15 protein-coding genes are annotated in these 20,745 nt (G+C 68.0%); 9 read left to right on the top strand and 6 right to left on the bottom strand.

The annotated features are described in order from the left end of the window. Positions 1-31 precede the first annotated feature (31 nt). From SCI24_RS08485 to SCI24_RS08445, 9 genes are all read left to right on the top strand, one after another. The gene (locus SCI24_RS08485) at positions 32-1,246 is read left to right on the top strand and encodes an aspartate aminotransferase family protein (protein WP_318724986.1); all 1,215 of its coding nucleotides are present in this window, start codon (positions 32-34) and stop codon (positions 1,244-1,246) included. Positions 1,247-1,296: 50 nt separating this feature from the next. After that, the gene (locus SCI24_RS08480) at positions 1,297-2,385 is read left to right on the top strand and encodes an arginine N-succinyltransferase (protein WP_318724985.1); all 1,089 of its coding nucleotides are present in this window, start codon (positions 1,297-1,299) and stop codon (positions 2,383-2,385) included. Continuing rightward, on the top strand, positions 2,385-3,431 hold the full coding sequence (gene astA, locus SCI24_RS08475) for an arginine N-succinyltransferase (protein WP_318724984.1): 1,047 nt from the start codon (positions 2,385-2,387) through the stop codon (positions 3,429-3,431). The genes SCI24_RS08480 and astA overlap by 1 nt, the downstream gene beginning before the upstream one ends. Beyond that, positions 3,431-4,900, top strand: a complete 1,470-nt coding sequence (gene astD / locus SCI24_RS08470; RefSeq protein ID WP_318724983.1) for a succinylglutamate-semialdehyde dehydrogenase — start codon at positions 3,431-3,433, stop codon at positions 4,898-4,900. The genes astA and astD overlap by 1 nt, the downstream gene beginning before the upstream one ends. Continuing rightward, complete coding sequence (gene astB, locus SCI24_RS08465) at positions 4,897-6,276, top strand: N-succinylarginine dihydrolase (RefSeq protein ID WP_318724982.1); 1,380 nt, start codon at positions 4,897-4,899, stop codon at positions 6,274-6,276. The genes astD and astB overlap by 4 nt, the downstream gene beginning before the upstream one ends. A gap of 44 nt (positions 6,277-6,320) precedes the next feature. After that, complete coding sequence (zapE, locus tag SCI24_RS08460; RefSeq protein WP_318724981.1) at positions 6,321-7,511, top strand: cell division protein ZapE; 1,191 nt, start codon at positions 6,321-6,323, stop codon at positions 7,509-7,511. Next, positions 7,495-7,980, top strand: a complete 486-nt coding sequence (locus SCI24_RS08455) for a GNAT family N-acetyltransferase (RefSeq protein ID WP_318724980.1) — start codon at positions 7,495-7,497, stop codon at positions 7,978-7,980. The genes zapE and SCI24_RS08455 overlap by 17 nt, the downstream gene beginning before the upstream one ends. A gap of 73 nt (positions 7,981-8,053) precedes the next feature. Beyond that, positions 8,054-8,800, top strand: a complete 747-nt coding sequence (locus SCI24_RS08450; RefSeq protein ID WP_318724979.1) for a trimeric intracellular cation channel family protein — start codon at positions 8,054-8,056, stop codon at positions 8,798-8,800. Then, positions 8,797-9,963 carry a DUF3541 domain-containing protein gene (locus SCI24_RS08445; RefSeq protein ID WP_318724978.1) on the top strand — a complete coding sequence of 389 codons (1,167 nt, stop codon included), beginning with the start codon at positions 8,797-8,799 and terminating at the stop codon, positions 9,961-9,963. The genes SCI24_RS08450 and SCI24_RS08445 overlap by 4 nt, the downstream gene beginning before the upstream one ends. On the opposite strand, the gene SCI24_RS08440 is transcribed toward SCI24_RS08445, so the two are convergent. The 6 genes from SCI24_RS08440 to SCI24_RS08415 form a co-directional block, all read right to left on the bottom strand. Beyond that, the gene (locus SCI24_RS08440; protein ID WP_318724977.1) at positions 9,885-10,697 is read right to left on the bottom strand and encodes a PEP-CTERM/exosortase system-associated acyltransferase; all 813 of its coding nucleotides are present in this window, start codon (positions 10,695-10,697) and stop codon (positions 9,885-9,887) included. The two genes, SCI24_RS08445 and SCI24_RS08440, sit on opposite strands and share 79 nt — an antisense overlap. 54 nt (positions 10,698-10,751) lie before the next feature. Next, positions 10,752-13,586, bottom strand: coding sequence for an EAL domain-containing protein (locus SCI24_RS08435; protein WP_318724976.1), 2,835 nt, complete (start codon positions 13,584-13,586; stop codon positions 10,752-10,754). A gap of 33 nt (positions 13,587-13,619) precedes the next feature. Next, complete coding sequence (locus SCI24_RS08430) at positions 13,620-14,852, bottom strand: hypothetical protein (RefSeq protein ID WP_318724975.1); 1,233 nt, start codon at positions 14,850-14,852, stop codon at positions 13,620-13,622. After that, positions 14,821-15,267: a hypothetical protein gene (locus tag SCI24_RS08425; protein WP_412929373.1), complete on the bottom strand. Its 447-nt coding sequence runs from the start codon at positions 15,265-15,267 to the stop codon at positions 14,821-14,823. Before SCI24_RS08425 ends, SCI24_RS08430 begins: the two co-directional genes overlap by 32 nt. A 371-nt stretch (positions 15,268-15,638) precedes the next feature. Then, positions 15,639-17,123: a sodium:proton antiporter NhaD gene (gene nhaD, locus SCI24_RS08420; protein WP_318724974.1), complete on the bottom strand. Its 1,485-nt coding sequence runs from the start codon at positions 17,121-17,123 to the stop codon at positions 15,639-15,641. A 123-nt stretch (positions 17,124-17,246) separates the two neighbouring features. Then, the gene (locus tag SCI24_RS08415; RefSeq protein ID WP_318724973.1) at positions 17,247-20,699 is read right to left on the bottom strand and encodes a hypothetical protein; all 3,453 of its coding nucleotides are present in this window, start codon (positions 20,697-20,699) and stop codon (positions 17,247-17,249) included. Between the last annotated feature and the right edge of the window lie 46 nt (positions 20,700-20,745).

The raw sequence follows: 20,745 nt of genomic DNA, 5'->3' as shown, positions 1-20,745 counted from the left end.
TTGATCCGTCATGCCTGGAATGGAGAGCGACATGAGCCAGACCCCGACCCGCGCCGACTTCGACCACTACATGGTGCCCAACTACGCCCCCCAGAAGGCGGTCCCGGTGCGCGGCGAGGGGAGTCGCCTGTGGGACCAGGAGGGCCGCGAGTACATCGACTTCGCCGGCGGCATCGCCGTGAACGGCCTCGGGCACTGCCACCCGGTGCTGGTCGAGGCCCTCACGGCCCAGGCGAACAGGCTCTGGCACCTCTCCAACGTCTACACCAACGAGCCGGCCCTCAAGCTGGCGCGCAGCCTGGTCGAGCGCACCTTCGCCGACAAGGTCTATCTCTGCTCCTCGGGTGGCGAGGCCAACGAAGCGGCCCTCAAGCTGGCGCGGCGCTGGGCCCATGACCACCATGGCGAGCACAAGCACCGCATCGTCTCCTTCTCGCAGTCCTTCCACGGCCGCACCTTCTTCACCGTCAGCGTCGGCGGGCAGCCCAAGTACTCCCAGGGCTTCGGCCCGGTGCCGGGGGGCATCGTCCATGGCCAGTACAATGACCTCGACAGCGTGCGCAACCTGATCGACGACGACACCTGCGCGGTGATGGTCGAGCCGATGCAGGGGGAGGGCGGCATCATCCCCGCCGATCCCGCCTTCCTGCAGGGGCTGCGCGACCTGTGCGACGCCTTCGATGCGCTGCTGATCTTCGACGAGGTGCAGACCGGGGCGGGGCGCACCGGCTCACTCTATGCCTACCAGCAGTACGGCGTGACCCCGGACATCCTGACCAGCGCCAAGTCGCTGGGCGGCGGCTTCCCGGTAGGCGCCATGCTGACCACCGACCGGGTGGCCCCGGCCATGGCCATCGGCACCCACGGCTCCACCTACGGCGGTAACCCGCTGGCCTCGGCCGTGGCCCTGGCCGCCGTGGAATATATCGACACCCCGGAGGTGCTCGAGGGCGTCAAGCGGCGCCATGACCTCTTCCGCGAGCACCTCGAGGCGATCAACCGCCAGCATGGCGTGTTCCGCGAGATCCGCGGCATGGGCCTGCTGATCGGGGCCGAGATGGCGCCGGAGTACGAGGGGCGCGCCAAGGACATCCTGCCGCTGGCCCTCGAGGAGGGACTGATGGCGCTGATCGCCGGCCCCAACGTGTTGCGCATGGCGCCCTCGCTGGTGATCCCCGAGGCCGATATCGCCGAGGGCATGGCGCGTCTCGAGCGGGCGGTGGCGCGCCTGGTGGCGGGGCAGTGAGCCCCGGTTTCGCGATGCGTGATGACTCATCCCCTTCCGGAGACCCTGCCATGCTGGTCATACGCCCCGTCCGCCCGGCGGACCTGCCGGCCCTGGAGCGCCTGGCCGGCAGCGCGACGCCGCGGCTGACCAACTTGCCGGCCCACCGCGACCGCCTGGAGGAGCGCATCGCCCGCTCCCAGCGCGCCTTCGCCGCCGAGGTCGAGGTACCCGGCGACGAGCACTACACCTTCGTGCTCGAGGACCTGGAGCGCGGCGAGGTGGCGGGGACCGCCACCATCCGTGCCCAGGCCGGTGCCCGTGAGGCCTACTACACCTATCGCCAGGAGACGCTGATCCACGCCTCCCAGCAGCTCGACGTGCGTCGCGAGGTGCCGACCCTGGCGCTCTCCCACGAGGTCTCCGAGGCGACCCTGCTCTGCGCCCTGTCGCTGGATGCCCGCTACAAGGGCACCAGCGCCGAGAGCCTGCTGCGCCGGGCGCGGCTGATGTTCATCGCCCAGTACCCGGAGCGCTTCGCCGGGATCCTGGCGATGGCCTTTCCCGGCTACCTGGACGAGCAGGGCGAGTCGCCATTCTGGAACAGCGTGGGTCGCCACTTCTTCGTGCGCGACTACCAGGAGATCAACTACCTGGCCGGGGTGCGCTCGAAGAGCTTCATCGCCGAGGTCATGCCGCAGTTCCCGCTCTACCTGGCGTTGCTCACGCCCCAGGCCCGAGCCGCCATCGGTCGCGAGCACCCCGACCACGAGCCGGCCCTCGCCGAGATGCTGGCCGAGGGCTTCCTGCGCTCGCGCCACGTGGATATCTTCGATGCTGGCCCGGTGATCAAGGGCGAGCGGGAGCGCCTGGCCAGCTTCCGGCGGGCCGCCTGGCACCCGGTGCGCATCCGCCCCGCCCACGCGCTGCCCGATGCCGAGCCGGCCATGGTCGCCAACCAGCGCCTCGGCGACTTCCGCTGCGTGGTGGCGCGCTACGCCCTGTCGCCCACCGGCCAGCTGATGCTGTCGCCGGAGCATGCCGAGCGGCTGGGCGTGGAGGAGGGGCGCGCCGTGCTGGCCGCCCCCCTGGCACTGCCGGGGATGGGCGACGGGAGTCTCGACGCGCACGATCCGGGCTATGACGAGGGAGAGCTGTGATGCGTATGCGACCGATCGCCGAGGGCGACCTGGACGAGCTCCAGGCCCTGGCCCGGGAGACCGGGGTGGGCTTCACCTCGCTACCCGACAACCGCGACTTCCTGGCGTCCCGGATCGCCTCGACGGTGGCCGCCTTCGAGGAGCGCACGCCGCCGGACCAGCGGCTCTACTTCTTCGTGCTCGAAGACGAGGCGAACGGGCGGCTGGCCGGCTGCTGCGCCATCGAGGGCCAGGTGGGGCGCGAGATTCCCTTCTACCACTACCGGCTGGGGACCCTGGCCCACTCCTCGGTGCAGCTCGACCTGCACCGCACCATCGACACCCTCTTTTTGAGCTCCGACCACACCGGCGACGCCGAGGTGGCCTCGCTGTTCCTGCGCCCCGAGTACCGCGGCGCCGACCGACGCCACGAGCGCAACGGCGCGCTGCTGTCGATGATGCGCTGGCTGTTCATGGCCGAGTTCCGCGACCGCTTCCCCGAGAAGGTGCTCGCCGAGATGCGCGGCGTCTTCGATGAGCAGGGCAGGAGCCCCTTCTGGGAGTGCCTGGGCAGCCACTTCTTCCCCCTCGACTTCGACGAGGCGGACAAGCTCACGGGGCTCGGCCAGAAGAGCTTCATCGGCGAGCTGATGCCCAAGTTCCCGATCTACACCCCCTTCCTCAGCGAGGCGGCGCGGGCCTGCATCGGCCAGGTCCACGAGCACACCCGCCCGGCGCTGGCCATGCTCAAGAAGGAGGGCCTGCGCTGGGAGGGCTATATCGACATCTTCGACGGCGGCCCCACCGTGGAGGCCTACATCGACGACGTGCGCGGCGTGCGGCTGTCGCGGCGCTGCCGGGTGGAGGTCAAGGCCGGCACGCTCGAGCACTCGCCGCGGCCGCGCTGGCTGGCCGCCACCACCGGGATGGCCGGCTTCCGCGCCGCCTGGCTGGGACGCGGGCCCGACGCCGAGGGCGTGGTGACGCTCGACGAGGCCGAGGCGCGTCGTCTGGAAGTCGCCTCCGGCGACACCCTGCGCATACTGGACACCGAGGAGGAGGCGTGATGAAGGCAAGACGAGAGCTGCTGGTCGGCGGCACCTGGCAGGCGGGCGAGGGCGAGGCCTTCACCAAGCACGACCCGGTATCCGACGAACGCCTCTGGGAGGGCGGTGCCGCCACCGAGGCCCAGGTGGATGCCGCGGTGACGGCCGCCCGGCATGCCTTCCCGGCCTGGGCGCGGCAGGGCTTCGAGGCGCGCCAGGCGCTGGTGGAGCGCTTCCGGGAGGTACTGGAGCGTCACCGCGAGGAGCTGGCCAAGGCCATCGCCCAGGAGACCGGCAAGCCGCTCTGGGAGGCCCGCACCGAGGTCGGCGCCATGATCGGCAAGGTGGCGATCTCGATCCGCGCCTACCAGGAGCGCACCGGCGAGCGCAGCCGTGACCTGGGGGATGCCACCGCCGTGCTGCGCCATCGCCCGCACGGGGTGATGGCGGTCTATGGCCCCTACAACTTCCCCGGCCACCTGCCCAACGGGCATATCGTGCCGGCGCTGCTGGCCGGCAATACCGTGGTCTTCAAGCCCAGCGAGCAGACCCCGCTGACCGCCGACCTCACCCTGCAGTGCTGGCAGGAGGCGGGGCTGCCCGATGGCGTGATCAACCTGGTGCAGGGCGCGGCCGCCACCGGCCAGGCGCTCTCGGCAAACCCCGGCATCGATGGCCTGCTGTTCACCGGCAGCGCCCGGGTGGGGGGCCTCCTGCATCGCCAGTTAGCCGACCAGCTGGACAAGATCCTGGCCCTGGAGCTCGGCGGCAACAACCCGCTGGTGGTGAAGGACGTCCCCGACCAGGAGGCAGCCGTGCTGACCATCCTTCAGTCGGCCTTCCTCTCCGGTGGCCAGCGCTGCACCTGCGCCCGGCGGCTGATCGTGCCCGAGGGCCAGGTGGGGGACCACCTGCTGGATGCCCTCAGTGATGCCATCTCGCGGCTGCGGGTGGCCGGCCAGTTCAGCGACCCCGCGCCCTTCTATGCCGGCCTGGTGAGCGTGGCGGCCGCCGACGGCCTGCTCAAGGCCCAGGACGACCTGGAGGCGCAGGGGGGCACGGTGCTCGCCCGCATGGCGCGCGTCGAGACCGGCACCAGCCTGCTCAGCCCGGCGCTGATCGACGTCACCGGGCTGGCGGTGCCCGACGAGGAGCACTTCGGCCCGCTGCTCAAGGTGCATCGCTACCGCGACTGGGACGAGGCGCTGCGCCTGGCCAATGACACCCGCTACGGCCTCTCCGCCGGACTGATCGGCGGCGAGCGCCCCGACTGGGACGATTTCCTGCTGCGCATCCGCGCCGGCATCGTCAACTGGAACCGCCAGACCACCGGCGCCTCCGGCGACGCGCCCTTCGGCGGCGTCGGCGAGAGCGGCAACCACCGCCCCAGCGCCTACTATGCGGCCGACTACTGCGCCTACCCGGTCGCCTCCATGGAGAGCGAGGCACTGGTCTTGCCAGAGAACCTGCCGCCGGGAGTGACGCTATGAGCCAGCCGACCCCGGACGTGCGCGAGGTCAACTTTCTTGAGGTCAACTTCGACGGCCTGGTCGGCCCGACCCACAACTATGCCGGCCTCGCCCTGGGCAACGTCGCCTCCATGACCCACGGTGGCCTGGAGGCCAATCCCCGAGAGGCCGCCCTGCAGGGCCTGGGCAAGATGAAGGCGCTGATGGAGGCCGGCTACGCCCAGGGCGTGCTGCCGCCCCAGCAGCGCCCCGACCTGGGGGCGCTTCGCCAGCTCGGCTTCTCCGGCAGCGATGAACGGGTGCTGGCCCGGGCGGCGGGCGAGGCCCCGCAGATCCTGCGCGCGGTCTGCTCGGCCTCGAGCATGTGGACCGCCAATGCCGCCACGGTGACGCCCTCCCCGGATGCGCCGGACGGCCGGGTGCACTTCACCCCGGCCAACCTGCAGTCGAGCTTCCACCGCTATCTGGAGCCCGCCACCACCGCCCGGGTACTGGCGGCGATCTTCCGCGACGAGGAGCGCTTCTCCCACCACCCGGTGCTGCCGGCGACCCCCGCCTTCTCCGACGAGGGCGCAGCCAACCATACCCGACTCGCCGCCGACCACGGCGAGCCCGGGGTGCACCTCTTCGTCTATGGCCGCGCGGCCTTTGGCTGGGGAGCGGAGGAGGGCGTGGCCCCCCGTCGCTACCCGGCGCGCCAGACCCTGGAGGCGAGCCAGGCGATTGCCCGCCAGCATGGGCTCACGGAGAACCGGGTGGTGTTCGCCCAGCAGCACCCCGAGGCCATCGACGCCGGCGTCTTCCACAACGACGTCATCAGCGTGGGCAACGGGCCGGTGCTGCTCTACCACGAGCGGGCCTTCCTCGACGAGCAGGCCACCCTGGACGAGCTGAGGGCCAGGATGGCCACGCCGCTGGTGCCGATACGGGTCCCCGAGGAGGCGGTCAGCCTAGAGGACGCCGTGGCCTCCTACCTCTTCAACTCCCAGCTGCTCTCCAACCCGGACGGCACCATGACGCTGGTGGTGCCCGGGGAGTGCCAGGAGCGCGAGAGCGTCTGGCGCACCATCCAGGATCTCCTGCTGGCCGGCCACAACCCCATCGGCGAGGTCGTGGTCAAGGACGTCAAGCAGAGCATGCGCAACGGCGGAGGCCCCGCCTGCCTGCGCCTGCGGGTGGTGCTCTCGGCGGCCGAGCGCGCGGCCCTCTCCGGGCGGGTGCTGCTGGACGATGCCCTGCACGGCGAGCTCACCGCCTGGGTCGAGCGCCACTACCGCGACCGCCTCGCCCCCAGGGACCTGGCCGACCCGCAGCTGGCCAAGGAGACCCTGGCGGCGCTGGATGAGCTGACGGGGATCCTGGCCATCGGCGCGGTCTATCCCTTCCAGCGAGGATGAGCCCCGCGGCAGGTGACGGCGGCGCAGGCCAGGAGGAGGCCGACATGGACGGGGAGCCGCAGGCGATCAGGGCGTCATCGTCGCCGAGGGCCGCCTATCGCCAGGCGGTCGAGCAGGCGGGCTTCGCCTCGGACGAGGCCCAGTGGCAGGCGGTCGGCCATCTCGAGGCGTGCTTTCACGCCCTGCAGCAGGCGGAGCGCGCCAACACGGCTGCGGCCATCCCGGGGGTCTACCTCTGGGGCCCGGTCGGGCGTGGCAAGACCTGGCTGATGGATGACTTCCATCGACACCTCCGGGTGCCCGCGCGTCGCCTGCATTTCCACCACTTCATGCACTGGGTGCACCGGCGCCAGTTCCAGTTGAGCGGCACCGCCGATCCCTTGACGGCCCTGGCCAGGGAGCTGGGCGACGAGATTCGGGTGCTGTGCCTGGACGAGCTGTTCGTCGGCGACATCGCCGATGCGATGCTCCTCGGGCGCCTGTTGAGCGCCCTGTTCGATCATGGGGTGACGCTGGTCTGCACCTCGAACCAGGCCCCCGACGAGCTCTATGCCGATGGCTTCAACCGCGAGCGCTTCCTGCCCGCCATCGCGGCCATCGAGCGTCACATGCAGGTGGTCGAGCTCGACGGCGGCGAGGACCACCGGCTGCATACCGGCCAGGCCCATCCCCGTTACCGGGTCGCCCGCTCGGGGGAGCCGAGCGGGCTGGGCGAGGTGTTCGAACGACTGCGCCAGGCGGAGCCTGTCTCCGACGCCCCCGTGGAACTCGGGCACCGTGCGATTCCGGTGGTGCGTCGCAGCGAGAGCGTGCTGTGGTGCCGCTATGCCGACCTCTGCGAGCAGCCCCTCGCCGCGCTGGACTTCATCGCCCTGGGGGATCGCTTCACGCATGTCCTGCTGAGCGACGTGCCTCGCCTGGGCGGCGGACAGCAGGCAGGCCGCATCGCCCGGGGCACCGAGGACGGGGTGGCACGCGTCGAGGCGGGCGAGCGGGACTTTCCCGAGCTGACCCGGCATGACGACGGCGTGCGTCGCTTCATCGCCCTGGTCGACGAGTGCTATGACCGGCGCATTCCCCTCTACCTGGAGGCTGAGGTGGCGCTGGGTGAGCTCTATACCCACGGCTACCTCGCCTTCCCGTTCCGGCGGGTCGTGAGTCGCCTGCAGGAGATGCAGCTGGAACGCTTCGGTCGCGAGCGTCAGGAGGAGGGAAGGCATGGCGGAGCGCGTTGAGATCGTGCGACTGAGCGCCGACTCGCCGCACCTGGAACGGGTCGCGGCCTGGCAGCATGCCGAGTGGTCGCACCTGAGCCCCGGCGAGACGCAGGCCTCGCGCCTTGCTGCCCTGCGCGGGGAGTGCGGCCGGGCCGGCGTGCCCTCGGTGTTCGTGGCGATCGCGGCGGGCCGGCCGGTGGGGACCGCCAGCCTGGTGGCCCATGACCTGGACCCGCGCCCCGACCTCGCGCCCTGGCTGGCCTCGGTCTATGTGCGGCCCGAATGGCGCGGGCGGGGCATCGCCTCGTCGCTGGTCCGTCGCGTGGAGGCGGAAGCCTCGGCGAACGACATCGAGCGGCTCTATCTCTTCACCCCGGACCGGCAGGCGCTCTATCGCCGCCTCGGCTGGGCGGACCACGAGACCCTTCGCCACCACGGCGAGACCGTGACCCTCATGACCCGACGGCTGATCCCGCCGCCCGCCTGAACCGCGGCATCATTGCAGCGGGAAGGGGGCCGGATGCGCTATGCTGCCGGCCAGCAGACAAGGGAGAGGCGAAGTGACGGGCGTGGTCTACTGGCTGGACATGGCGGGGGTGATCGTCTTTGCCCTCTCGGGCGTGATACTGGCCTGCCGCTCGCGGATGGACCCCTTCGGCATGCTGGTGCTGGCGGCGGTGACCGGGATCGGTGGTGGCACCCTGCGAGACCTGGTGCTGGGCGTGCGCCCAGTGTTCTGGGTGACGGACCCGACCTACCTCTGGGTGATACTCGCTACCGTGGGCCTATCGATCCTCGGCTTCCATTACATCCATCGTCTCTCGCGGGGCTTCCTGCCGGTGGCGGACGCCTTCGGCCTGGCACTCTTCACGGTGATCGGGGCCCACAAGGCCCTGATGCTGGAGGCACCCGGCGTGGTGGCGGTACTGATGGGGCTGCTGACCGGGGTGGCCGGCGGCATGGTCCGTGACGTGCTGGCGCGTCGGGTTCCCATGGTGCTCAGGCAGGAGGTCTACGCTACCGCCTCGATTGCCGGTGGCGTGGTCTTCGTGGCCCTGGAGGCCATCGCCGTGCCGCTGGCCGTCTCCATCGCCACGGGGCTGGTAGTCACCCTGGGGCTGAGGCTCTCGGCGATCCATTGGCACCTCTCCCTGCCGGTGTTCGCCTGGGTGGTGGTGCAGCCGCCACCGATGCCACAAGCCCCTGAGGGTGACGTGAAGGAGGCGCAGATGCCCCCCGGGCGGCCCAAGGCCAGGGTCAAGCTGATCCCGCCGGGGCGTGCCAGACGAGGGAGGAAGCCGAAATGAGCATGACCCTGATGGGAAGGGGCCGCACGCCTGCCGTGCTTGCGACCTGGCTGATGGTGGTGCTCCTGTCGCTGACCGGCTGTGCCGTCCCGCAGCGGGGCCTCGAGCAACAGGCGCAGGGGCTGGACCAGGCGGCAGTGGCCGCGGCGATACGCGAGCGCTACGAGGCGGCACTGCCCGACCTGCCCCAGAGCAAGCAGCGCCACTATGCCCAGCGGCTCTACCGGATCACCGGAGACGCCCGTTACCTGCCCCTCAACCGCGACTACGGCCGGCGCCTGGTGGGCCGGATTCGCGAGGAGATCGAGGCGCTGGACACGCCGGGCCATGCGGAGCGACGGGCCCGGGAGAAGGTGGCGGCCTATCCGGTGGACAGCGAGAAGCAGCGTCGTCGCAAGCGGATGCTCGCCGAGTGGGGGGAGATCGCCTATGCCAAGAGCCTGGCCTTCGACCTGACCCAGGCGAAGTACCATGGCCTGCTGAACGAGGTCGACCTTCCCGGCTATCACCGGGCGCTGGACTACCTGGCAAGCGTCGACTTCCGTACCTTCCTGCTCGACCCCGACGTGAGAGCGATCTATGCCGCCCAGGTGGCCAACCTGGCGTATTACCTGGAGGACCTGGGCGTCACCGACCTTCGCGAGGAGGTCATCACGGCCTTCCGCCACCAGTATCCGCCGCGCCGCGACCCGAGGCTCTCCTCGGCCGAGTACCGCAACAAGATCTACGGCATGACCCACTTCGTGATTGCCGCCAGCGACTACTACCAGCAGCCGGTGTCGGCCGAGGAGTTCCGCTGGGTGCTGGACGAGTTCGCCGCCAGTGTGGAGCGCATTCTCGCGGATACCAAGGAGGACATCTATACGGAGGTGGGCATCAGCTTTCTGCTGGCCGGGGAGGAGGATCATCCGGCCGTAGCGCGCCTTCAGGATGCACTGCTCGAGGCCTATGACCCCGAGGCGAGGATGGTGCCGTCAGAGCAGGGAGGCACCGACCTGGCCTATGGGGAGCACCGCAACGTGCTGGCCATCATGCTGCTGGACTGGCCGGATAGGCTCTATCCGGGGCCGATCCTTTCCCCGCCTCAGGAGCAGGAGACCCTGGCTTCATGCACCGGCAGCTCTTCCAGTTGCGGGGCTAGCTCCCGCTGGATATGCAGATAGAGTGGCATCAGTGCTTTCTGCATTCCCTGTTCCGCCTTCTGCCGGTCGATATAGTAGGCACTACGTCGGCCGTGAAAATCGATGGTTTCTCCCACCTTGGTGAAGTGGAATCCCGACATGGCAAGCAGCCGGGGAAGCCTGGGTTCCATCATGGCAAAAACCTGAATTTTTCCCGATAGCCTTCCCAGGGCATAGCCGGCGAGGAATAACCCGCTTACCAGCAAGGGGAAGATCCGCCTTTCCTCATTCGTGAAGACGGTGGGGTTTCCCGATACTCCGGGGACGTCACTGTCCCTGATTTTCGACCGGAATAACCGGTTGACGGCCAGTCGAGAAATTTCGTAGTAGCTGTCCGGCGGAAGCTTGTCCGGATGGAGCGTTGGATGTGTCAGGCTCTGATAGCCATATGACTGAAGGGGCAGCTGGTTTAATGGAGGTGGGCTCGAGGGGGCAGGGATAACGAGCCTGACACACCCGGCCACGAGGCCGGTCCTGCGGTGCTCTACCATACAGTGGATGGAGTTCTGATCATGGATGTCATACTCGAGCTTCTTGAATGGGTCGCTGGGCTTTTCATATCCGAGCTCTTCGCAGTAGATGTCATATCTCAGTCGATAGACCCTTTCCTTGTCCTGCGCGCTTCTGGCCAGCTTGAATCTGAATTCGTCCATGAATTGGTCGAGAAGCTGCGAGGACTCGTCGCTGTCCTTGGTAGAGCTGGAGAAAGGCTTCATTTGATATTCCTTTCGTGAAAATTGCAGTAGGGCCTATTCATAAGGTGCTCGCGGCTAGGTATGCCCGGCTATCCCGAATGCCCCTGCCAGTGTGATCGGTTTGCCGAGGAAAAACCCTTGGCCATAGGTGATGCCATATGACTTGAGCATCGGCAGCAGCGCTTCCTGATCGACAAACTCGGCGATGGCCTGCTTGCCGAAGCCGGCAGCAATATCGGCAATGGCCTGGACGATGACGCGACTCTCGGGGCTGATCGGAAGGCTGCGGATGAAAGAGCCGTCGATCTTGATGTAATCCACCGGCAGTTGGCCCAGGTAATGGAAGCTGCTGAAGCCTACGCCGAAGTCGTCCAGGGCGGTGCGGCATCCGAGGTCGCGGACCGCCTGCAGCACGCCACGTGCAGTGGAGAAGTCGGTGACGGCGGCGGTCTCGGTCACCTCCAGGATGAGATGGTGGGGGTCGGCACCGCTGGCGGCCAGTTCGTCGGCCAGGTACTGCTTCAGGCCTTCATCGTGCAGGGACTGGCCGGACAGGTTGACCGCCAGGCTGATGCCTTGCTCCTGCAGGCGACTGAGCAGTCGCAGGCTGTGGCGCAGCACCCAGCGGTCGACCTGCACGATCTGACCGCTGCGCTCGGCTACCGGGATGAAGTAGGAGGGAGAGACCAGGCTGCCATCGGCATCACGCATGCGCAGCAACACTTCGTAGTGCTTCACGTCGCGATCCTCCAGCCGCATGATCGGCTGCACCATCAGCTCGAAGCTGTCCTCCTCCAGGGCGCTGCGCACGCGCTCGACCCAGTAGACCCGCTCCTGCAGCTCATCCTTGGCGTTCTCGGTCCTGGAGAGCAGGTGCCAGTGCTGGATGCCACTCTCCTTGGCCTTGTACATCGCCACGTCGGCACTGGCCATCAGATCGGCCGGCGTCGCGCCGTGGACCGGGAACAGTGCTATGCCGATGCTTGCGGTGACCCGGTGGCGCCGCCCTGCCGCCGTGAACCCCAGGCTGTCGAGCAACTGGTCGATATACTGGGCAACCTGGACCGCCTGGTCCTCGTCGGCATGTTCCAGCAGCAACGAGAACTCATCGCCTCCCAGGCGGGCGATGACGCCACGATGTCCCAGGTTCAGCAGGAGGGTCTCGGCCACCTCGCGCAGCAGTCGGTCACCGACATGGTGGCCGCTGAGCTCGTTGACCTCCTTGAACTGGTCCAGGTCCAGCAGCAGCACGGCGCCGCGCGACTCACGCCACAATGCCTTCTGCAGGGCATCCTGGAAGAAGCGCCGGTTGTAGAGTTCGGTCAGGGGATCACGCTCGGCCAGCCAGGTCAGACGGGCCTCCGCGGCCTTGCGCTCGGTGATGTCGAGCCCCACCGAGATTCGCGACATGCTGCCGTCCGTGCCGGACGGCAGCGGTGCATGGTACCAGGCGATGGTATGAATGCGCTGGTCCGGGGTTTGCAGGGTCCGCTCCTCCTGCTGGGGCGTGTCGAAGGCGCCGACCAGGGAAGGGCTGCCCGCCTCGAACACATCCACGAAGTGACGGCCCAGCAGGGAGGGCTCGTCCAGGTCCAGCATCGAGCGAGTGTAGTCGTTGATGAGGCTGATCCGCCCCCTGCTGTCCTGGGCGATGATGAAGACCCGAGCGGTATCGAGCAGGCTGTTCACGAAGTCCCTTTCCTGGGCCAGCTCCTCGACCCGCTCCGCCAGCTGGTCACCGCGTTCCTGAACCTCCTGTTCCAGCATCTCGAGTTGTTGCGAGAGCTCCAGCGTGGTGCCTTCCAGCACGTCGATCTCGTCCGGCAGGCGGTGGCGGACGGCGGGGATCTGTGCCCGCACATCGTCGAACCCCCCGCTGGCCAAGGTCGGCAGCAGGCCGGCGATCCGGCGCAGGCGCGCCATGGGGCGCAGCAGGATCAGCAGCAGCACCAGTTCCGCGGCGATCCAGCCCGCCAGGCCAACCCCCAGCAGGATGCGAGTGTCCTCGTTGATGGCCCTGATCTGGGTCGAGATGTCGGAGACCAGCAGGAAGTAGCCGGTGCTGCGTCGGTCCGCATCCTCGTCCATGCGGACCGCGCTGAGCTCCAGGTACTGCCCCTGGTGCTGAAGCTGCAGGGGGGCCTGTAGCAGGGCGCGGATCTGCCCGAGTGCGGCTGCCCGTTGCAGGACGGGCAGGCTCTCTTCCTGGCGCGTAAGGGCCAGCAGGTAGCCGTTCCAGGGGGCGAGATGGCGTTCCGAGGAAAGGTCGCGGTTCTCCAGCGGGCCGGTCACCAGCAGAGCCACCTCGGCGTTGGAGACCTCCCTGGCCTGTCGGGTCACATCGGCCAGCGACCGGGATAGCACGACCAGGCCGACGCTCTCGCCATCCACCAGCACCGGGACGGCGGCATACTGCTGGCAGTCTGCCGCACAGCGCAGCGCCGTGATGGGCATCTCGGTCTCCATGATCCGTTGCACCCAGACCTTTATCGGCAAGCTGCCCTCCGATTGGCCGGCGCCCCAGCGGCCCAGGGTCTGTCCTCGGGTGTCCACCACCAGGATCTCGTCGATGCCGGCCTCGAGTTGCAGGGTCGGCCACTGAGACGCCAGTGCTTCCTCTACCTCGACCGCGTTGCCCGCCTCGAGGGGCGGGCCCAGGCGTGGCGAGGCCGCGGCCAGGCCCGCCAACTGGCGAAGGTTCTCCGCAGAGCGCTGCAGGGCCAGGCGGATCTCCCGTTGCTGCCGCTCATGGTGCTGGTGGCGGCTCTCCTGGAACTGGCGGGTCAGGTTGTCGTGGCCAAGCCAGGTGAACAGTGCCACCAGCCCGACCAGCAGCAGGCTGCTCAGGGCGATGACACGCCATGTCAGGCTGAGGCGGCGACGGGTCCGGTAAGACGCGGGGAGGCTCATCTCGGTGGGTTCCTGGCCAGGAGCAGTGAGACGTCAGAAGCGCAACGAAAGCTGGAACAGCAGCATGTTCCAGCGACGACTGGTCTCCGATGGGTCCGGGTTGTCCTGGACAGGCAGCCAGCCGGTGCCATCGACGTGGTGATACTCGCCGGCCAGCAGCAGTCTGGGGTGTGGGGTCCACTGAAGGCCCAGGGTGATATCATCAGCAAACTGTGAGTGAGCTGGTAGCGCGCCGCCTGTGCTGGCCTCAAATTCCTTACCGGAACGGTCACTTCGGTCATTTACCAGGCTGTCGTAACGAACCAGCCATTGCCAGTCATCAAGGAAGCGTCGAGTATACTGCAGATACCAGCTTTCACCGGTGGTATCGAAATTCAGGCGTGGATTGTTGAAGTTTTCGAGCCCCGATCTTCGCAGAGCATATTCTGCCGTCAAGCTCCAGAGTTCCTGATTGTATTGCAGCGAGAATACCCAAGGCTTGAAGTAGAAATCCCCATCATTCAAACCGGGTGCCTTCGAATCGAAGTGGACCTTGGCACTGGCAGCACTCAATGCAGCAACAATTCTCCCACCATCATGCTCGTAGCGGACCTGCCCGATTGCAGACTGTTCCGGGTCCAGTGAGCCTGGAATACTGTCTAGTCGTAGTGTCTGCCTCAAATCATCCTCAGCCTGAGGAATCCCCATACCCACCTGTCCCCTGATGACCCCTTGGGGCAGGCGTTCCTCCAGATAAAATGTCACTCCGTCGCCCGTAAGAGCCAGTGAGCGCGTTCGGTCGAAGTAGATGGACTGTGGCAGCAAGATGCTGGGGCGGGTGAAAGCCACGTCACGTGTCTGGTTGTAGAAGCCGAAGGGGTTCTTGATCCTGCCAAGCTGGATGCCGAAGGTGCGCTGCTGGTCGGACAGCATCTGGTAATCGATAAGACCATAGTCCAGCTTCGGGGTGGCATCGCTGCCATCTCCCCCGGCCCGGCGGCTCAGTACCTGGGCGGCCAGCAGCACGTCCTCGTGGGGCCGAAGCGAGGCATTGGCGCCAATCTCGGTGAACTTGAAGCTGCCCTCGTCCTCGCTGCTGGGGCCGAAGAAGTTGTTGTCGTCGGTGATGATCAGCGCCTGGCTCAGGAAGCCATGCACCTGGAGGGTATCCAGCACGCCCTCGTCGCTGTGTACCTGGCCGGACAGGCCCAGGCCCAGGGCCAGGGCGGCGGCCATGGCGGTCATGGAGCGGGAATCACTCCATCGAAATGACTTGGACACGATCATCCAGGTACTCCCTTTCAAGGTATCCCAGGGCGCCGGGCGTGGTGGCGATGCGCTCGCGCATCTCCGCCTGGTCGCGAACGCGGTCGGGCGCCTGGCCGGTACCCGAGAACACCATGCGATCCCAGGCCAGCTGCAGCTGGTGCGGATAGACGGCCAGCTGTTCCTTGGCAAAGCGCGCATGCACGGGGTGGTTGTTGTCGAGCACGAAGACCCGCACGGCCTGCCCATCGGGCCAGGTGCGCTGCCTCATGGCGAAGATGGCGCGGGTGGTGTCGCGCTTGAGCTGGCGGGTATTCACATCGGGGTGGGCCACCAGCAGGATCGGTGCTTCTTGAGCAACGGCCGTCGTGCCGGCCAGCGGCGGGCCGGCCAGCAGCATCACGGTGGCCAGGGCCAGCAGGCTCAGGCACCGCATGAAGTGCGCCTCCCCGGCTGGCTGGCAACGGCAACGCCGCCCGCTGCCAGGGAGCGGATCAGGACGAGTGATGGCATCGGGGGTCGGGTTCCCGTTGTCTGATGAGCGCCAGGTTCATGCACCATGCAGGCGCGGCTTGCACGTTACGTGTGTATGAATCCATGACGCCTTCTCCCTGCTGCCCCTTGGGGCATTATCTTTTTTATGCCCGATGCGCATCAGCTGTTTGCCATGACAGGCATCAGGAAGACCATCATGTCGTTCAGACACGGGTCATCCTTATACGCTACATCACTTTAAGGAAATTTACAGGCCGGCGTATCAACGCGGTGAGAAATTCCCGGCGGCGTATGGCCGCCGGGAGGAAGGGGTCAGTTGAAGACGTGGAAGCTCTCGGCATTGAGCCACAGGTGGGCCATCACGCTGGCGATGTAGCCCAGGGCGATCACCGGGGTCCAGCGCAGGTGGCCCATGAAGGTGTAGTTGCCGCGGGCCTGGCCCATCAGGGCAACGCCTGCCGCCGAGCCGATCGACAGCAGGCTGCCGCCCACGCCGGCGGTGAGGGTGATCAGCAGCCAGTGGCCATGGGACATGTCCGGCTCCATGGTCAGCACCGCGAACATCACCGGGATGTTGTCGACCACCGCCGAGATCACGCCCAGGGCAATGTTGGCGCCGGTGGCGTTCCAGCCAGTGTAGAGGGCCTCGGAGAGCAGGCCCAGATAGCCCATGAAGCCGAGGCCCCCCACGCACATCACCACGCCGTAGAAGAACAGCAGGGTGTCCCACTCGGCCCGTGCCACGCGGTTGAAGACATCGAAGGGCACCACGCTGCCCAGGCTCTCGAGTTTCTTCCAGTCACCGCGCTGGCTGTAGCGGGTGCGCTTGCGCTCCAGGGAGCGCGGCAGGGTGCGACGCAGGTAGTAACCGAAGAACTGCAGGTAGCCCAGGCCCGTCATCATGCCCAGCACCGGCGGCAGGTGCAGCAGGGTGTGGCAGGCCACGGCGGTGGCCACGGTGAGCAGGAAGAGGGCGATGATGCGCCGCGCGCCGCGCTTCAGCCAGACGTCCTCCTCCATGCTGGCCGGCTTGCGGTTCTTGATGAAGAAGCTCATCACCACGGCCGGGATCACGAAGTTGATCAGCGACGGGATCAGCAGCTCGAAGAACTCGTAGAACTGGACAATGCCGGCCTGCCAGACCATCAGGGTAGTGATGTCGCCGAAGGGGCTGAAGGCGCCGCCGGCATTGGCCGCCACCACGATGTTCACGCAGCAGAGGTTGATGAAGCGCTTGTCGCCCTCGGCGACCTTGGTCACCACCGCACACATCAGCAGGGCGGTGGTCAGGTTGTCGGCGATCGGCGAGATCACGAAGGCCAGCACGCCGGTGATCCAGAACAGCGAGCGGTAGCTGAAGCCCTTGCGGACCATCCAGGAGCGCAGCGCATCGAACACCCGGCGCTCGTCCATGGCGTTGATGTAGGTCATCGCCACCAGCAGGAACAGCATCAGCTCGGTGAACTCGAGCAGGGTCACGCGGAAGGCGTGCTCCGACTCGGTGGGCATGCCCGCCTTGACATAGACCCAGCCGATCAGCGCCCAGATGATGCCGGCCGCGACCAGCACCGGCTTCGACTTGCGCATGTGGATCTTCTCTTCGGCCATGACCAGGGCGTAGGCCAGCACGAAGACGGCGACGGCGAGAAAGCCCACGAAGGAGCTGGTCAGGTCGAGCTCGCCGGTGGCGGCGAGCACTGGGCCGCTGGCCAGCAGCGAGAACAAGGCGAGCACGAGCATGCCCGGCCAACGGGCGGGTTGCCGTGGCTGGGGGGGGATACGACAGGTTGTCAGCATGGCTGCGATCATCCTGAGGCAGGAGGTGGGGGGAAGGTTGGAAAACGGCAGAATCTTATCACAGCGTGTTGCGATGCAGTATGCCCCTTATTTATTACCCACGATTCTTTGGTCGAGGAGCACTCACTCCGGGTTTGCCAAAGGGGCGGGGAGGGCATCCAGGGCTTCCTGCCACTGGTTTGCCGTGACCTCCTCCAGATCCTCTTCCGACGAGGGACGGTGTCGTTCATACCAGCGGCGCGGGCGCAGCAGCCGAACCTCGGGATGTCCCTTGTCGAGGGAGACGCCGGCGGCGAGGATGCCCAGGCGCGCATAGAGCGAGCCATCCGGTGCCTCGTCACGAAAGACCAGGTCGGCAAGCATCTCCAGGGACTCGCCCGTCAGGCGTGCCTCGCGCAGCTGCAGGGTATCGTCGTCGAGGTGGAGCAGGGCGTTGCCGCGGATGTCGTTGACCGTCAGGCGCCGACCCAGCCACTCCCATTCCCGGGCACGGGACAGGAACAGGCGCGCCAGCAGGCCACTGTCACGCAGTGCCATGTCGAGCCGCGCATCCAGTCGCAGGGGGCGGGTCCAGTCGAGACGGCCCTCGGTGATGTCGAGTTGCGCCCACCAGCCGGCCTCGCCACGGGTCCGCTCATCCCGGCGCTGGATGTTGTCCAGCCGCAACCGGGAGCCGGAGGCATCGAAGCGGCGAGTGACCAGGTTGCCATCACGCAGGCGGGCCTCGAGCCGCAGGTCGCCTTCCAGGTGCTGGTCGCCGAGCCGGATGGCCGTGTCGAAGGCCTGGAGGGTCAGGTCCCCGCGGGCCTGGAGCCCCTCCAGGTGGAGGTCCACCTCCAGGCCGGCGCGGCCCCCCAGCAGCGCCAGGCCCGACTCCTCGGGGAGGTAGGCGTTGTAGCGTGAGAGATCATCCACCTCGGCGATGGGCAGGCGGATGCGGGTGGTGAAGTTCTGCAGCGAGCGTTCGTCCTGGTCGAGGCCAAAGTGTGGCGTCTCGGTCTCGAGACTGAAGTGGCGGCCCTCGACGTGGGCCTCTGCCTCCCCGATGCGGTGCAGGCTGAAACGGGGCAGCGTCAGGGCCAGCCGGGCTCCCGGCGTCTCGTGATCGCCGTCGATCTCGGCATCCAGCCGGCCCTGGCCACTGGCCGAGAAGTCGAGGAAGCCGACCGCCAGGTCGTCCGCCTCGACCTGGAGCTGGCTGCCCGGGCGAAGGTGGTCATTCTCGAGGCGCAGCTCGGCCCGAAAGCGGCCACTGCCCGCGAGGGTCAGGCCGTGGGCAGGCGGGAGGAAGTCATCGAGGAAGCCAAGGTTGGCGACCAGCCCATCGAGCACCAGTTGCCCGTCCACTCCCGGCGTAGGTTCATTTCGTCCCGGCATCGGCAGCGGCCCGATGCGGGCCTCGCGGGCCACGATCCGGGTACGCAGGTGGGGGCCCGATGTCGTCGCTGCCGCCTGCATCGACAGCCGTGACCCGGAGAGGTCCAGGCGACGCTTGCTCAGGTCGGCCTCCTGTAACTGGAGGTCCAGCGCCAGTTCTCCCTCCACCTCCCGGCCGAGGAGGCGGCCAGTGATACGCTCTCCGGACAGGTCGGCCTGGCCACGGGCCCGGCCCCCCTCGACCGTGACCCGGCCCCGGGTGGTGCCCCGTCCGGACTGCAGCGTCACCGGTGCGGTTGCGGGCAGATAGGCCTGCAGGACCGTGACATCGGGCATCGTGGCGTCTTCCCAGGCGAGCGAGAGGCGTGGTCCGGCTAGTGCAGGGGCGTCGCTCTCGGCGGTCAGGACCAGCCGTCCATCGCGCATCAGCAGCGCTCGGTCGGAGGATCTCGCCACGCGGGTCTCCTCCAGGCTGGCGTCCAGCCGGGCCCTGGGGCGCCCCAGGGCTTCCTGCCAGCTGGCGGTGACGCTGCCTCGCCCCCAGGCCTCCAGGTCGAACAGGCGGGCCCGCAACGATTCGGTGGTCACGGCCAGGCGGCTGCCCGAGGCCACCCGACCCCGTTCCAGCTGCAGGCTGGCGGCCAGCTCACCGCCGCCCTCCAGGGTGAGGCCGCCGTCGACGGCGTGGACCAGGAAGTCATCGAGTACATCGAGCCGGGCTACGCGCCCCCTGATCGCCACCCGGCCATCCAGCGGCGGCGGACCCTGTCCCCCGATCAGCCTGTCCAGGGGCGCCATCGAGGTCAGACTGGCCTGCTCCAGGGTGACCTCGGTGGTCAACGGCAGTTCGTCCTCCTCGCCACGCGCCGAGACCTCGAGGTGGGTGCCCGACAGGTCGAGCCGTCGCTGGCGTGGATCGACCTCGGGCAGGGCCAGGTCCAGGGCCATGCTGCCCTCCAGCGGCCGTCCGGCCAGGGTCAGGGCCACGCGGTCGCCGGCGAGGTGGAAGTTGCCCTCGAGCAGGCCATCCCGGTACGCCAGGTACCCCTCCAGTCGTGCACTGCCGCTCTGCAGCGTCAGTGGGCCGCCCTCGGGGAGGTAGACCGCCAGGGCGCCCACGTTGGGCAGCCGGGCATCCTCCCACTCGAGCCGGGCGGAGGCCAGTCGTCGCGGGGCGTCGGCGAGGTCGGCACCGGGCAGCCGTGCGGAGAGCCGGAAGCGCCGGCTGGTCATGAACGGGTCGGCCAGCTCCGCACGCTGCATCAGCATCTCGTCCAGGGTCACACCGAGCTCCATGATCGGCCCCTCGTCGCCTTTCACGACCCGGCCGGCGACACGGCCCCCGCCGCTCAGCCGGTGGCGGTCGGGCCTGCCCTCGGCGCGCACCTGGCCTGGCCTGTCGCCCTCCTCGAGTTCCGAGGGGGGCGACAGCAGCACCCGCTCGTCCAGTTCCACCAGCAGCGACGGGGAGTCCAGCGTGAGGTCGCTTCCCGGGGCGAGCTCGCCGCGCTCGAGCCACAGCTCGCCGCTCAGTCGGCCGTGGCCGGCCAGGTCGAGCCAGCCCAGCTGGCGCAGGTAGGGATTGAAGACGTCCCAGGCGTCGGCCGTGGCATCCAGGGAGAGCGTGCCCGAGACGAAACGGGCCGCCGCGAGGTCGGGGTACTCACGCAGGCGGAAGGGGGCCACCTGCAGGTCGGTTGCCAGGCGAATGTCGTTGGCCAGCACGGTGCTGCCACGCCTGACCCGGGCCTTCTCCAGGGAGAGCTCGAGGTCATGGATCGATACCCGGCCTTCGTCAAGGCGCAGGCCGGAGAGCGCGACACCGCCATCTCCCTCCAGGCGGTGGTGGCCCATGCGAAAGCGGCGAAGCCCCTGTGCCGTGAAGGTGGAGACCTCCAGTCGGCGCTCGAGCAGCGCCGCCAGCGAGACCCGAAGACGTGCCCGGTCCACCGCCAGCTCGAGGGCCGGGTCCTCGCTCTCGACGTACAGTGCCTCGAGGGTGAGGTGGCCGGGAAAGGCGCTCCATCCCGACGCCCAGCGGATCGACATGCCGGACCTCTCGGCCAGCCACGCCTGGGTGTATCGGGTGTTGATCAGCCCGTTGGCCACGACCAGGTAGAGGGCCAGGGCCAGCAGGGGCAGGGCCAGCAGCCAGGTCAGGCGTCGGCGTCTTGAGCTATCAGCATCCTGGCGCTGCATGTGACTTCCTCGACCCGCGGTGTCCCGGATCATGGTACACGGCCTC

The sequence above is a fragment of the Halomonas sp. genome (genome assembly GCF_033549285.1).
Lineage (GTDB): Bacteria > Pseudomonadota > Gammaproteobacteria > Pseudomonadales > Halomonadaceae > Halomonas.
The sequence above is the reverse complement of the archived record's forward strand: the minus strand, read 5'-3'. Positions and strand labels throughout refer to the sequence as shown.